Source organism: Mesorhizobium sp. M0663 (assembly GCF_040320585.1).
GTDB lineage: Bacteria > Pseudomonadota > Alphaproteobacteria > Rhizobiales > Rhizobiaceae > Mesorhizobium.
On record NZ_JAMYPX010000064.1, the window covers coordinates 1 to 12796 of the forward strand.

General features: G+C 64.2%; 16 protein-coding genes. 9 read left to right on the forward strand and 7 right to left on the reverse strand.

Annotated elements, in window-relative coordinates:
* Positions 1-91 precede the first annotated feature (91 nt).
* Both NKI54_RS35505 and NKI54_RS35510 read right to left on the reverse strand, forming a co-directional pair.
* Positions 92-2143: an elongation factor G gene (locus NKI54_RS35505; protein ID WP_352694491.1), complete on the reverse strand. Its 2052-nt coding sequence runs from the start codon at positions 2141-2143 to the stop codon at positions 92-94.
* Positions 2144-2306: 163 nt separating this feature from the next.
* Positions 2307-3173: an alpha/beta fold hydrolase gene (locus NKI54_RS35510; RefSeq protein ID WP_352694493.1), complete on the reverse strand. Its 867-nt coding sequence runs from the start codon at positions 3171-3173 to the stop codon at positions 2307-2309.
* 147 nt (positions 3174-3320) lie between these two features.
* On the opposite strand from NKI54_RS35510, the gene NKI54_RS35515 reads away from it, so the two are divergent.
* Positions 3321-3917, forward strand: a complete 597-nt coding sequence (locus tag NKI54_RS35515; RefSeq protein ID WP_023678339.1) for a methyltransferase family protein — start codon at positions 3321-3323, stop codon at positions 3915-3917.
* A gap of 30 nt (positions 3918-3947) precedes the next feature.
* Positions 3948-4343 (forward strand): (R)-mandelonitrile lyase, encoded by a 396-nt coding sequence (locus NKI54_RS35520; RefSeq protein WP_023678338.1) that lies wholly within the window; start codon positions 3948-3950, stop codon positions 4341-4343.
* A gap of 6 nt (positions 4344-4349) precedes the next feature.
* Here NKI54_RS35520 and NKI54_RS35525 read toward each other — a convergent pair whose 3' ends face one another.
* Positions 4350-5552, reverse strand: a complete 1203-nt coding sequence (locus tag NKI54_RS35525; RefSeq protein ID WP_023678337.1) for a pyridoxal phosphate-dependent aminotransferase — start codon at positions 5550-5552, stop codon at positions 4350-4352.
* 203 nt (positions 5553-5755) lie between these two features.
* Here NKI54_RS35525 and NKI54_RS35530 point away from each other — a divergent pair, with 203 nt between their 5' ends.
* The 3 genes from NKI54_RS35530 (at position 5756) to NKI54_RS35540 (ending at position 8226) form a co-directional block, all read left to right on the forward strand.
* Positions 5756-6649 (forward strand): EAL domain-containing protein, encoded by an 894-nt coding sequence (locus NKI54_RS35530; protein WP_352458412.1) that lies wholly within the window; start codon positions 5756-5758, stop codon positions 6647-6649.
* Positions 6646-7500, forward strand: a complete 855-nt coding sequence (locus NKI54_RS35535) for an EAL domain-containing protein (protein ID WP_352458413.1) — start codon at positions 6646-6648, stop codon at positions 7498-7500. Before NKI54_RS35530 ends, NKI54_RS35535 begins: the two co-directional genes overlap by 4 nt.
* Positions 7501-7617: 117 nt before the next feature.
* Positions 7618-8226 carry a glutathione S-transferase family protein gene (locus tag NKI54_RS35540; protein ID WP_352637187.1) on the forward strand — a complete coding sequence of 203 codons (609 nt, stop codon included), beginning with the start codon at positions 7618-7620 and terminating at the stop codon, positions 8224-8226.
* A 114-nt stretch (positions 8227-8340) separates the two neighbouring features.
* Here NKI54_RS35540 and NKI54_RS36680 read toward each other — a convergent pair whose 3' ends face one another.
* From NKI54_RS36680 to NKI54_RS35555, 3 genes are all read right to left on the reverse strand, one after another.
* Complete coding sequence (locus tag NKI54_RS36680) at positions 8341-8505, reverse strand: hypothetical protein (protein ID WP_502898318.1); 165 nt, start codon at positions 8503-8505, stop codon at positions 8341-8343.
* Between the two features lie 86 nt (positions 8506-8591).
* Positions 8592-8792 (reverse strand): hypothetical protein, encoded by a 201-nt coding sequence (locus tag NKI54_RS35550; RefSeq protein WP_352637184.1) that lies wholly within the window; start codon positions 8790-8792, stop codon positions 8592-8594.
* Positions 8793-9068: 276 nt separating this feature from the next.
* The gene (locus NKI54_RS35555; protein ID WP_023678332.1) at positions 9069-9281 is read right to left on the reverse strand and encodes a cold-shock protein; all 213 of its coding nucleotides are present in this window, start codon (positions 9279-9281) and stop codon (positions 9069-9071) included.
* 298 nt (positions 9282-9579) lie between these two features.
* Here NKI54_RS35555 and NKI54_RS35560 point away from each other — a divergent pair, with 298 nt between their 5' ends.
* Entirely contained in the window at positions 9580-9906 is a 327-nt protein-coding gene (locus tag NKI54_RS35560; RefSeq protein WP_352637183.1) for a hypothetical protein, read from the forward strand.
* A 52-nt stretch (positions 9907-9958) separates the two neighbouring features.
* Here NKI54_RS35560 and NKI54_RS35565 read toward each other — a convergent pair whose 3' ends face one another.
* A complete protein-coding gene (locus tag NKI54_RS35565; RefSeq protein ID WP_352637181.1) occupies positions 9959-10528 on the reverse strand; it encodes a methylated-DNA--[protein]-cysteine S-methyltransferase in 570 nt (189 codons plus the stop codon).
* Between the two features lie 162 nt (positions 10529-10690).
* On the opposite strand from NKI54_RS35565, the gene NKI54_RS35570 reads away from it, so the two are divergent.
* From NKI54_RS35570 to NKI54_RS35580, 3 genes are all read left to right on the forward strand, one after another.
* Positions 10691-11512, forward strand: coding sequence for a lytic transglycosylase domain-containing protein (locus tag NKI54_RS35570; protein ID WP_023678328.1), 822 nt, complete (start codon positions 10691-10693; stop codon positions 11510-11512).
* The gene (locus NKI54_RS35575) at positions 11505-11993 is read left to right on the forward strand and encodes a GNAT family N-acetyltransferase (RefSeq protein WP_023678327.1); all 489 of its coding nucleotides are present in this window, start codon (positions 11505-11507) and stop codon (positions 11991-11993) included. Before NKI54_RS35570 ends, NKI54_RS35575 begins: the two co-directional genes overlap by 8 nt.
* A 169-nt stretch (positions 11994-12162) precedes the next feature.
* Positions 12163-12585, forward strand: coding sequence for a lysozyme inhibitor LprI family protein (locus NKI54_RS35580; protein WP_352637179.1), 423 nt, complete (start codon positions 12163-12165; stop codon positions 12583-12585).
* Positions 12586-12796 lie beyond the last annotated feature (211 nt).

Below are 12796 nucleotides of genomic sequence, written 5' to 3' on the forward strand. Positions count from 1 at the left end.
AACGTCCGGTTCCCCCCCCCCCTCCCCGGGCCACAAATAACCGCCGCCGGGACCCCCCGGGCGCCGTTTCCTGTTGGGCCGCAAAGGCAGATCAGGCGGCCTTGCCGTTGGCGTTCAGCGCTTCGTCGGCCAACCGGCCGGTGAGTTCGGCCATGTGGTCGAAGACGGCCCGGTAGCTGGCGACACCCGCCGTGGCCGAGCGCAGCTCGATGATGAGGTCGCCGATCTCGGCTTGCGGCATGGTCGCCTCGACGACGTCCCATCCGGGCCAGTCGGGCCGCGCGTCGTAGCCGAGGATCTGGCCGCGCCGCTGCGGGATCAGAGCGATGATCTTCGACGTCGCATCCGACGGCGTGACGATCTCGACCTTCATCACCGGCTCGAGCAGCACCGGCGAGCACGCGGCCATGCCTTCCTTCATCGCCAGCTTCGCCGCCATCTGGAAGGCCATGTCGGAGGAATCGACCGCATGGTAGGAGCCGTCGGAAAGGTTGACGGCAACATCGACGACCGGGAAGCCGAGCGGCCCGGACTTCAGGTAGTCACGCACGCCGGTCTCGACCGACTGGATGTAGGTCTTTGGCACGACGCCGCCGGTGATCGTATCGGTGAACTGGAAGCCTGACCCGCGCGGCAGCGGTTTGATCTCAATCACGACGTCGCCGAACTGGCCGTGGCCGCCTGATTGTTTCTTGTGGCGGCCGCGCTGCTGCGTCGCTTTGCGGATCGTCTCGCGGTAGGGCACGGCCGGCACATGGCCTTCGACCGGGATCTGGTTCTTGCCTTCCAGCCGCTCGCGCACGACGCGCAGATGCATCTCGCCATGGCCGGACAGCACGGTTTCGGCCGAATCCTGGTTGTGATGCAGGTTGAGTGAGGGATCTTCCTCGGCCAGGCGCTGGATGGCCGCCGACATCTTGACCTCGTCCTTGCGCTCTTTCGGCCGCAGCGCGAAGGCGAAGACCGGTTGCGGCGGCGCCAGCGTGACCAGCGGCTGGATGCCGCCCTTGGTCGAGCTCAGCGTCTGGCCGGTCCTGACGGCGTCCAGCTTGCCGAGCGCCACAATGTCGCCGGCCTTGGCCGAAGTCAGCTTGACCTGGTCCTTGCCGAGCATCTTGTAGATGCCGGAGACCTTTGCCGTTTCGCCATTGGAAAGGAACAGCTCGGCGGCGTCGGCGACCTGGCCGGACAGGATGCGCGACACCGACAGCTTGCCGCCATGCGCGGTGTGGATGGTCTTCATCACCTGGACCACGGTGGCATTGCCGTCGGGCGCGCCGAGACGCTGGCGCGTCGCCGCGATGTCGGGTGCGTCGTGACGGATCGCCTTCAACAGGCGCAGCACGCCATTGCCTTTCTCGGCGGTGCCGATCAGCACCGGCGTCACCGTGCCGTCGCGCAGATCTGCGGCGAGGTCGTCGAAGATCGCGTCCTTCGGCGGTTCGATCTCGTCCAGCAATTGCTCCATCAGCCGGTCGTCATGGTCGGCGAGCGTCTCCAGCATGGAAAAGCGCGCCTCGAGCTCGCGCGCCTTGTCGTCGCTCGGGATCTGGGCGACCTCGCTCTCGGCATATTCGCGGTAGATGTAGGCACGTTCCAGAGCGAGGTCGATCGAGCCGATGACGACGCCGTCCTTGCGCAGCGGGATCTGGCGCAGCAGCAATGGCACCGAGCTTGCCGGCTGCAGCATCTTCAGCGTGTCGCGCACACCTGCTATCGCCTTGTCGACCTTGTTCAGGAACAGCATGCGCGGCACGCCGAGATCGTCGAGCTTGCGCATGATCAGCTGCAGGGCAGGGATCTTCTTCTCGTCGGCCTCGGCAACGACCACGGCGACGTCGCAGGCGGCCAGCACCGGCTCGGCTTCGAAGGAGAATTCGATGGAGCCGGGACAATCGACGAAGGTGAACGGCTCGCCCATGAAATCGGTGGTGGCGAAGGTCGCCTCGACGCTCATGCCGTGAGCGCGCGCCTCGGGCGAATGATCGGAAACGGTATTTCCGGACGAAACGGGATTCTGGCGGGGAATGGCGCCTGTACGGGCGAGTATGGCTTCGAGAAGTGTCGTCTTACCGCTTGCGAAGGGACCGACTATGGCAATGCATTTCGGTCCCGTGCGTCGTCCTCCGGCGCGAGTACCCATGGCTGACCTCCACTCAGGCGTTTCCCTGTGAGCGGCGGCCGGCCTGTCGGCCGTCGCGGGCGAGGCTTTTTTCAATTTGCCACCTACCCAAAGGGCATCGTCCCACGGGCAGGCCGGGAGGGCAAGGGATTTGAGGTTGAAGGGATTTGAAGTTGGGGCCGGTTCACCCGGTGCCGGTTAGGCGCGACGCCAGCGGGGGTGCGTCCACGCGTTGCACCGCCACCGTCTCGGCAAAGCGCGCGAGCAACGGATTGAACAGGTCCGCACGCTCCCAGAAAGGCGCATGCCCGGCGCCGGAGATGATGTGGCAATGCTCCCACAGCGAGCCGTATGCGAGCGTCTCAAAATAGCCGCGCCGGACGAACGGATCGTTCTCGCCATTGACGATAGCGACCGGAAACGCGGCTTGCTCGACCACCTGTCTCTGGTCGGCGCCCTTGCCGGTGAGCATGCCGCGCGTCACCGCGGCGCGCAGCCGGCCGTCGGTGCGCAGGATGGCTTGGCGAAAGGACGGATCGGCGGTGTCGCCGAAACACAGCGTCTCGAAGCGCTCGGCATCGCGTTCGGAATACGTCTTTTTGGACGCCAGCAGCATGTCCCAATGCGCGTGGAAGCCGCGCAGCATGCCGAAAGGACCCTTCGATACCGGCGGCGCGCCGGTCAGCATCAGCCCGCCGACGGCGCGGTGAAAACTCGCGAGTTCGATTGCCACGTGCCCGCCAAGCGACCAGCCGAAGACGACGGCGCGGCCGATGCCCAAGGTATCGAGGAGCTGAGCCGCCGATTGGGCAAGGCCGGCGATGGTGTAGTCCGTCGCCGGATCGCGGGCGTCCGACGATTCGCCATGGCCGGGCAGGTCGAAAGCAATCAACCGATGGGCAGCGGCCAACGGGCTGTCGAACTGACGGGCGAATACGGCGCGCGAACTGCCCGAGCCGTGGATCAGGACAAGCGGGATGCCGGGTCCCGACGACTGGCTGAGGCGCAAATCCGCTTGCGGCGTGCGGATCGTGCGGTGGGAAACGGCCATATCTGGTTTGGACCTTGGGATTGTCTCCAGGTCAACATCGCATGCCGAGGTCACCATGTTGTTTAGAACGGTGGTTAAGAAATGATTTCTCGGCTTGCGCCGGGTATGATGAACGAATCCACCACAGCTAACCCCGGGACCCTGATGATGGAATCCACGCTCGACCTTCTCCTCTCGATCAGCAGCATCGCGACGCTCGGGCAATATGCCTGGTCGATGCGCGCGCATTTCCAGTCGCAGACCATGTCTCAAGGCGCGATGATCATTTCGGCCGTCGTGGTCGGCACGGCGCTGTTCTTTCTTGCGCTGCTGTGGATCGAGCGGCAGCCGGTGGCGGCGAAGATCGGCGGGCTCGCCATCGAACTGGCAAGCTCGGCGCTGTTCTGGTGGGCGATCTCGGTCTCCCGCAAGGCGCGGCTGCGGTTCGCATTCGATCCTGACAATCCCGACAGCCTGGTGACCGAAGGCCCTTATCTCCATGTCCGGCATCCGTTCTACACGTCCTACATCATCTTCTGGATCGGATGGGGTATCGCGACCTGGTCGGTCTGGGCGGTGGTTCCGGTCGCCGGCATCGTTACGATCTACGTGATCGCAGCCTTGGACGAAGAGCGAAAATTTTCGCGGACAAGGTTGGCCGATGCCTACGACGCTTACCGCACGCGGACCGGTCTGTTCTGGCCGCGTTTTGCCCGCAGCCGGCAGGAGATGCAGCCGGCATCGGACGAAAGTGGTAGGGTCTAAGACACTGGATTGAATCGAGGACTTGCGACGATGAAGATTATTGCCTGCGGCAGCGTGCCGACGATTGTTGCGCCGGAAAAATACTTCACTGGCCGGGTTTTGCAGACGCCGATCATCGAGAAAGAGGCGCCGGCGCGGCTCAGAGCCACGCTGGTCAGCTTCGAGCCCGGCGCTCGCACCCACTGGCACACGCATCCGCTCGGCCAGACGCTCTATGTCACATCCGGTGCCGGTCTCGTGCAAAGCTGGGGCGGGCCGCTGCAGGAGATCAGGGCCGGCGACGTCATCTCCTTTGCGGCCGGCGAAAAGCACTGGCACGGCGCCGCGCCCAAATCGGCGATGACCCACATCGCCATGCAGGAGGCGCTCGAGGGTGTGCATGTCGATTGGCTGGAGAAGGTGAACGACGAGCAGTATGGCGGCTGAAACGTCTCAGACCAGCGCGGCGGTAAAGCGCTGGATGCGCGTGCAGGCCTCTTCGAGCAGAGCCTCCGACGTGGCGTAGGAGATGCGGAAGTTCGGGCCGAGGCCAAAGGCCGAGCCGAAAACAACCGCCACGCCCTCGGCCTCGAGCAGTTCCGAGCAGAAGGTTTCGTCGCTGTCGATCACCTTGCCGCTCTTGGTCTTCCTGCCGATCAGCTGGGCACAGGAGGGATAGACGTAGAACGCACCCTCCGGCGACGGACAGGTGATGCCGCGCGCCTGGTTGAGCATCGAGACGACGAGATCGCGCCGGCCCTGGAAGATCGCCTTGTTCTTCGGGATGAAATCCTGCGGGCCGTTCAGCGCTTCGACCGCCGCCCATTGGGCGATGGTGCAGGCGCCGGAGGTCTGCTGGCCCTGGATCATGTCCATCGCCTTGATCAGCGGCACCGGGCCTGCCGCGTAGCCGATGCGCCAGCCGGTCATGGCATAGGCCTTCGACACGCCGTTCATCGTCAACGTGCGCTCATAGAGCTTAGGCTCGACCTCGGCGATGGTCTTGAAGACGAAGTCGCCATAAGTCAGGTGCTCGTACATGTCGTCGGTCAGCACCCAGACATGCGGGTGCTTCAACAGCACGTCGGCCAGGCTCTTGAGTTCCGCTTCGGTGTAGGCTGCGCCCGAGGGGTTCGACGGCGAGTTCATCAACAGCCATTTGGTGCGCGGCGTGATCGCCTTTTCCAGCACGGCCGCCGTCAGCTTGAAGCCGTTGTCGATGGAGGTGTCGGCAAAGGCCGAGGTGCCGCCGCAGATCGCCACCATTTCGGGATAACTGACCCAATAGGGGCGCGGGATGATCACCTCGTCGCCGGGGTTCAGCGTCGCCATGAAGGCGTTGAACAGGATCTGCTTGCCGCCGGTGCCGACGATGGTCTGCTCCGGCCGGTAGTCGAGATTGTTCTCGCGCTTGAATTTTTTTGCGATCGCATCGCGCAGCGGCACAATGCCGGATACCGGCGGATATTTCGTCTCACCGCGGCGGATCGCCTCGATCGCGGCGTGCTTGATGTTGTCGGGGGTGTCGAAGTCCGGCTCGCCGGCGCCCAGCCCGATCACGTCGCGGCCAGCGTTTTTCAGCTCGCGAGCCTTCTGCGTCACCGCGATGGTCGCGGAAGGCTTTACGCGGGAAAGGACGTCGGCAAGAAAGGCCATGAGAAATATCTCCAGAAAGGACCGGCGCGGCGAAGGCGCCGCGGCGCCTCTCATGTCGCATCGTCTTGCCAAGCGCAAGCCCAGCGCAGGCATTGTCGAATGAGCCAGCGCGCAATGCTGGCAACAATAAATTCATCAACGATCGGTAAAAGCTTGAACGGCAGGACCGTGGCCGGTCCGCCAGTCTCGCACAGCGAGGAACCGTGACACGCAGCATCGGGCTTGCCCATATCATCCGCCATGATGACGGCACCGCCAGCGGTGTCTGGGGGGTCTATACGCTGCAAAGCGCGTTCCAGCCGATCTTCGCCTTCAACAAGGGCAAGCTTTCCGTCGTCGCGTTCGAGGGGCTGATCCGGCCGTTCCGCGAAGGCGAGCCGCAGCCGCCAATGAGTTTCTTCAACAGCTGCCCGGCGGTCGACCGCCTGCATATCGAGGCGCTGACACGGACGCTGCACCTTCTGAACGCCGGCGCCTGCCTGCCGCGAGACGCCTCCATCTTCATCAATTTCGATCCATCGGTGTTCACCGACCGCAGCATCGCCGACAAGGCGCTGCGCGACATGCGGCTGGTGCTGCACGAGGCCGACATCGATCCGCGCCGCGTCGTCTGCGAGGTCACCGAGCAGAAATCGGCGTCGCAGGAAACGCTCTACAATTTCGTCGAGGCGCTCAGGGGCAATGGTTTACGCATTGCCGTCGACGATTACGGCGCGGACGAATCCGACATCAATCGCATCAAGGAACTCAGGCCAGACATCGTCAAGTTCGACGCCGACTGGATCATGACGCTGATGGAGTCCGGTGCCGGCTTCGCCTTGCTGACCGCTATGGTGACAAGCTTCGAAGAGCAAGGCATCCGTACGGTATTCGAGGGCATCGAGACGGGCTGGCAGCTCGAGCTCGCCGAAAAGTCGGGCGCCTCGATGGTGCAAGGCTTCGTGCTGGCACGCCCGGAGCTTGCACCGACCAGCTTTCACGTCTTCGACAAGGCCGGGCAAGCATCAGCGGTGTCGCCCGATAAGGACAAAGTTCCCGCGGCCGTTTCGCCATCGCGGCGGCCGATGCGGGCCTTTGGCCGCAGGGTGGCATCGTGACCGGGCGGGCCGACATGCGGCGCAAGGTCGGCGAAGCGATCTTTGCCGACGAGGTCGGCATTGAATATGGCGTCTACGGCGCATTCCGGCTGAGGAGCGCCTACCAGCCGGTCTTCGCGCCGCGCGGCAGGTTTCTCGCCGCCGTCGCGGTCGAGGGACTGATCGAGCCGCATCGTGCAGGCAGGCCGGTGGCACCGCAAATCTTCTTCAAAGGCGTGCCGGCAGCGGATCGGCTGTTTGTCGAAACCATGTGCCGGGTGCTGCATTTGCGCAACTTCCGCAACATCGGCGTCGACGGGCTCGACCTCTTCTTCAACTACAATCCGCTGATCAACGATGACCCCGCACGGGCGCTGGCCGAAATCAGGCTGATGACCAGGCATCTGACGGATTTCGGCCTGCATCCCGGCATGCTGGTCTGCGAGATTACCGAGCAGGCGGCCGGCGACAAGGTGCTTGTCAGCCTGGCGCGCGAGATGCGGCGCGACGGCGTCCGCATCGCCATCGACGATTTCGGCACCGGGCATTCGACCGAAGAAAGGGTAGCGCTGGTGCAGCCCGACATCGTCAAGATCGACGGCACCTGGTTCGCAGAATTCTGCCGCCATGCCGCCGCCGAGCGGTTTTTCCGGCCGCTGGTTTCGACGCTGCACGACCGTGGCGCCAAGGTGCTGGTCGAAGGCGTCGAGAACGCCACGCATCTGCGCGTCGCGCTGGATGGCGGCGTCGACCTGCTGCAGGGCTTTTACCTTGCCCGGCCGGCGCTGGCCGGTACGCTGTTCGACGAGGAGCCTCTGTCGATCGACAGGCTGCTTGGCAGGGATAACAACGTCATTCCCTTGTTCGGATGAATGCATCAGCGGCGCTGATGGTTACGCCAAAACAAATCACTGGATGAAGCCGCCGCTGCCGCGATAGAGGCTGGATCAAGCCCTGAGACGGGTGGTTGCGAGCAAGGGGCAGTACCGATGATACTCTATGGAATGATCGACAGCGGCAATTGCTACAAGCCGCGCCTGTTGATGGCCAAGCTCGGCATCGCTTTCACCAATGTCGAGGTCAGCTCGCACACCGGCGACACGCGCAAGCCCGACTATGTCGCGAAAAACCCGAACGCCATGGTGCCGCTGCTCGAACTCGACGACGGCCGGCGGCTGGCCGAATCCAATGCCATCCTGCTCCATCTCGCCGAAGGCACGCGTTTTCTGCCGGCGGACAAATACGAACGCGCGCTGGCCTATCAGTGGCTGTTCTTCGAGCAATACAGCCATGAGCCTTATATCGCGGTGCGCAGGGCGCTGCTGACCTTCCCTGAAAGAGCCAAGGACGCAACGCCCGAGCGGCTGGCGCTGACGCTCGAGCGCGGCAACAAGGCGCTCGGCGTCATGGACAAGCACCTGGCCGAGAGCCGCTTCTTCGCCGGCAATGCGCTGAGCGTCGCCGACATCGCGCTCTATGCCTATACGCATACGGCCGAGATGGGCGGCTTCCAGCTCGACGCTTATCCGGCGGTCGCCGCCTGGCTGAAACGGGTCGAGGCCGATAAGGGGCATGTGCCGCTGGAGTGGGTGGGGTAGTTCTGTCCTCACGCTTATCACCGCTTCGCGGCTCGCTCCGGGACGGGCGCACCAAAGGCGCGACGCCCGGTCGGGCTTGCGGCTTTCGGCCGGTGGCGTGAAATCCGGATAATGCTATTTCAGCAGGCGGTCATACTCGGAATGGATGCCTATCCAGAACCAGACCACGTCATCATGGTCGCGGACAGCCAGGGCGCGGTAGTTGAGATCAACCCGTGCCGACCAGTAGCGGCCGACCTGTTTGAAATGCAGCGAAGGGTGGAACGGGTCAGAACTCAATTTGGCGAAACGTCTGTTCGCCTTAGCTCTGATCACTGAGGGCAGTTTTGCGTAAGCCTCCCAAAACGAGGGAGTGGCAAAATGATTCACAGAGGCCGGGTCCGGCCGGCGCGATGATCAGCCAAGGCCTGCTCGGCAAGCTTGTCCAGCCTGCCGCCCTTGGCGTCGGCTTCGAACTGACGGTCCCACATGTCGGCCTGCAGCGCCTCGAACCATGCGGCAAACGCCTTGAGCTCTTCGGGGCTTAGTTCGGCGACGGATTTCTCAATCTGTTCAAGCTTGCTCATGGGTTGATGGTACCATATCTGGGTAAAAACACCACAAAGTGGTCCCATAGGACCAAGGTGGCGGTTCACCGGAGAGCAGACAGCAAAAAGGCGGGACAAAATCCCGCCTTCCCATGCTTGGTAGCCTGATCGGGAGCGTTTTGGCCGGGCCGGCAGCAATCTGCTGCTTCGGCTTGTCGGGGTCTTTCGCTCCGGCGCGCTTCTCGCGCGACCGCCAGTACATCCGTGACTTGCCACGCGCCCCGGGCTATCGCCCGGCGCGCGCCATTCGCAAAATCAGGCTGCCTTGCTCAGAGATCCAGCGGACGACTTGCCAGTGCGGCGGTCCTGCTCGATCTCGAAGTTGATCTTCTGGCCTTCGACCAGGGTCGACAGTCCAGCACGCTCGACTGCGGAGATGTGAACGAAAACGTCCGCGCCGCCGCTGTCAGGCTGAATGAAGCCGAAACCCTTGGTGGAATTAAACCACTTGACCGTACCTGTAGCCATTTCGATAGTCCTTTACGTTTGCTTTAGTTTGACTGGACCGAAACCCAGCCGGTTTGTATCGAGATTTTGGAGATAGAACGTCAGCAAACGCGAAGATCGCGAGGCCCGGATCGATCGGCCGAAATATCAATGGACCGCATATAATATGCTTTCGCGCAAAAAACAAGGCAGGGCGGAAAATGGCGCGGCGGCAACGCTGCCCAACGGCCGCCCCAATCGCGTGAGCGTCGTCGCTGCGCGCCTGACGCGGGAGGATCGCGCCGGCTTCGGGCGCGACCGGGTTTTGGGGAGAGGGGCCATGAAAATCGTTCTGCTTGCCGCTTGCCTGACGCTGGTGGCCGCCGAGGCGCAGGCGGTCTCGCGCTACGACCCGACCCGCATGAGCTGCGGCAAGGTGCAGGCGACGATCGCGCGCGAGGGTGCGGTCATCCTGCGCTACAGATCGGCGCGCGTGCCGGGCCTGGCGCTCTACGACCGCTACGTGCGGAGCCAGCAATTCTGCGACATCGGCGAGGTCAGGGCGCGGGCCTCGGTGCCGAGCACCGACACGAATTCCTGCATCGTCTACAAGTGCAAGCGGGTGGAGATCGACCGGCGCTTCCGCCGGCGCCTGCTTCCGGATTAGAGTGGGACGAAATGGTGCGCCGGGTGCCGGCCTCGCCTGAATATCAGCACACTTAAAACCCGAACGACACCTGCGCCGGCGGCGGCGGGCCGACGCGTACGCCTTCCATGGCCAGCATCTTTTCCTTGGTGGCCGAGCCGCCGGGGGCGGAAAAGCCGCCGATCTTGCCGCCGGCGGCAAGGATACGATGACAGGGGATGACCAGCGGCACCGGGTTGGCGCCGAGTGCGGCACCGGTTTCGCGCGCCAGCCCGGCATGGCCGGCGCGTTTGGCCAATTCGCCATAGGTGGTGGTTTCGCCGAAGGCGAGTTTTCGCGCCGCGTCATAGATTGCCAGGCGGAACTCGTCGACGCCGCTGAGATCGACCGGCACGTTGGAGAAATCGATATCCTCGCCGGCGGCATAGGCCTTGATCGACGCGATCAGCTCGGCAACCCATTGCGGTTCGGGCTTCGCAGGCTGCTCGGCGGCGGCATGGCGTAGCAGCCGGCGCTCGACCGCGTCGCGATTGCGCTGCGGCAGGCAGAGCCGGGTCAGTCCGGCATCGCTCCAGGCGATGCCCATGAAGCCGAGCACGGTTTCGAAGACCGCGTGGCCGGCGGTGGCATGAGAGGCGTCCATGGCGTGCTCCTTTCCGGAATCCTTCGAAGTACAAATCCAGAACAATATCGCATTTCCCGGCCCGGCTCGCCACCCGAAAACCGCCGGCTACCGCGGATTGCCCGAGGAAAGATGCTGGTGTAAGGACTTCTTAACACCCGACGAACCGGACCCGAGCGCCGCTTGCCAGCAAAATTCCTCTTTCCCGTCCTTGCGGCGGTGTTGGCCGTGGCCGCTCTCAGCGGTTGCACCTCGACTTCGCCGGTGACCCCGACGCCGGCCTTCACCGAAAATGCGGCCAATACCGATGCCGGCTTTACGTTGGCGCTGCCCGACACGGTTTCGGTGCTGCCGGAGCCGTCCGGCGTGGTCCAGACGGCGGCGCTGCCGATCGAGCCGGCCGCCGCCTTTGCCGGGCCGACGCCGCTGGCGGCAACCACCCCTGCCGTCATGACCGCCAATGCCCAGCCTGTTACCGCGACGCCAGCCGTCGCCATGCCGGTCACCCAACAGACCGCGGCCATGCCCGGCGTTCAGCCGGTTTCCTACACGGTGCCGCAGAACCCGGCCGTTCTGGCCGCGACCGACCCCACCGAGGGGCAGTCGAACGCCGGCGGCCGCAGCGAGATCGAGCGGCTGATCGAGAAATATTCCGCGCTTTACCAGGTGCCGGTCGATCTGGTGCGCCATGTCGTCAACCGCGAGAGCACCTTCAACCCGAAAGCCTACAATCACGGCCATTGGGGGCTGATGCAGATCAAGCACGCGACGGCGCGCGGCATGGGCTATGACGGGCCGGCAAGCGGCCTGTTCGATGCCGAGACCAATTTGAAATATGCGGTGAAATATCTGCGCGGCGCCTGGCTGGTCTCAGGCGGCAACCCCAAGCGCGCCGACCGGCTCTACCAGAGCGGCTATTATTACGACGCCAAGCGCAAGGGGATGCTGGGCGAAACCGGCCTCGGCAGCGATAGCCTGCGCCGCCGCATGCAGCCCGATGCCTGAGCCGCGCCCGCCGGCGCCAAACGACATCCGCCTGCGCAAGATCCTCGACGACACGCTTCTGGCGCCGCGCTGGCCCGAAGGTTTTTTCATGCGCGGCTTCGAAGCCGCCGATGCACTCGCTTTGCATACGCTGTTGACCGCGGTGTTCGACGACGGCGCCGACGGGCCGTTCGACGAATGGTGGCCGCGCATTTCGGCCGACGCGGAATTCGACCCAGCTTTGTGTTTCCTGGTCATCGACGGCAAGGGCCGGCTGGCGGGCGCGGCGCTCTGCTGGACGCGGGCTTTCGTCAAGGATCTTGCCGTCCACCCGGAGGCGCGCGGCAAGGGCATCGCCGAGGCGCTGATGCGGCACGCGTTTGCGGTGTTTCGCGCGCGGGGCGCCGAGCATGTCGATCTCAAGACCAACACGGTCGAGAACGCCGCCGCCGTCCGGCTCTACGAACGGCTGGGGATGTTCGAAGTCGACTGGGCGGGGTGAGGCGCGGTCGACAAGCCGACGAACGCCCGGAGCCATGGTGGAGGGCAGGGACCGAGCGCAGGATCCGGAAAGGAAATGGCCACCAAGGCGGCAGGTCGCGTCTTGCCGGTCCGGGCGTCAAGCTGCGACGTTGCGATTCGCGCGGGGGTTTTGACGAAACCGGAGAAACATGCGGCGTTTGCTTTCCAGAACCGGCCTCGCCACCTCGATCCTCGCCGTTCCGCTGTTCGCGGGCGTGGCGCGGGCCGACGATTGCGCCAATGCGCAGGACCAGGGCACCTTGAACGAATGCGCAGGGAATGCGTTCGACAAGGCCGACAAGAAGCTCAACGATGCCTACAAGCAGATCGAAGGGCGGCTGAAGGGCGATGCGGAGACCAAGAAGCTGCTGGTCGATGCTCAACGCAACTGGGTTGCTTTCCGCGACGCCGAATGCGCTTTCCAGGGCGGCCCGCGCGAGGGCGCCGGCAGCATGTATCCGATGGTCGTCTACGATTGCCAGACGGCTCTCACCAACGACCGGGTGAGGGATTTCGAGAACTATCTCAATTGCCCGGAAGGCGAGGTCAGCTGCCCGGTGCCGGCGCAGTAGCGTCGGGCGATTGGCAATCGCATATGGGGGTCCCCCTCATCCGGCCGCTTCGCGGCCACCTTCTCCCCGCCGGGGAGAAGAGGCTGGCATCAACGCCGACGACCTCCTCTCCCCTCGGGGAGAGGTCGGATTGCCCCGAATTGCCCTTCGCAATTCGGTTGGGAATGGGGGTGTGGGGGCCTTCTGCCGCCCGCCGGAAAAAATGTCGGCA

Excerpts from the sequence above, each read along its gene's own strand:
- NKI54_RS35505 (WP_352694491.1), bottom strand. The coding sequence starts at position 2,143 with ATGGGTACTCGCGCCGGAGGACGACGCACGGGACCGAAATGCATTGCC.
- NKI54_RS35510 (WP_352694493.1), bottom strand. The coding sequence starts at position 3,173 with ATGGCCGTTTCCCACCGCACGATCCGCACGCCGCAAGCGGATTTGCGC.
- NKI54_RS35515 (WP_023678339.1), top strand. The coding sequence starts at position 3,321 with ATGGAATCCACGCTCGACCTTCTCCTCTCGATCAGCAGCATCGCGACG.
- NKI54_RS35520 (WP_023678338.1), top strand. The coding sequence starts at position 3,948 with ATGAAGATTATTGCCTGCGGCAGCGTGCCGACGATTGTTGCGCCGGAA.
- NKI54_RS35525 (WP_023678337.1), bottom strand. The coding sequence starts at position 5,552 with ATGGCCTTTCTTGCCGACGTCCTTTCCCGCGTAAAGCCTTCCGCGACC.
- NKI54_RS35540 (WP_352637187.1), top strand. The coding sequence starts at position 7,618 with ATGATACTCTATGGAATGATCGACAGCGGCAATTGCTACAAGCCGCGC.
- NKI54_RS35550 (WP_352637184.1), bottom strand. The coding sequence starts at position 8,792 with ATGAGCAAGCTTGAACAGATTGAGAAATCCGTCGCCGAACTAAGCCCC.
- NKI54_RS35555 (WP_023678332.1), bottom strand. The coding sequence starts at position 9,281 with ATGGCTACAGGTACGGTCAAGTGGTTTAATTCCACCAAGGGTTTCGGC.
- NKI54_RS35560 (WP_352637183.1), top strand. The coding sequence starts at position 9,580 with ATGAAAATCGTTCTGCTTGCCGCTTGCCTGACGCTGGTGGCCGCCGAG.
- NKI54_RS35565 (WP_352637181.1), bottom strand. The coding sequence starts at position 10,528 with ATGGACGCCTCTCATGCCACCGCCGGCCACGCGGTCTTCGAAACCGTG.
- NKI54_RS35575 (WP_023678327.1), top strand. The coding sequence starts at position 11,505 with ATGCCTGAGCCGCGCCCGCCGGCGCCAAACGACATCCGCCTGCGCAAG.
- NKI54_RS35580 (WP_352637179.1), top strand. The coding sequence starts at position 12,163 with ATGCGGCGTTTGCTTTCCAGAACCGGCCTCGCCACCTCGATCCTCGCC.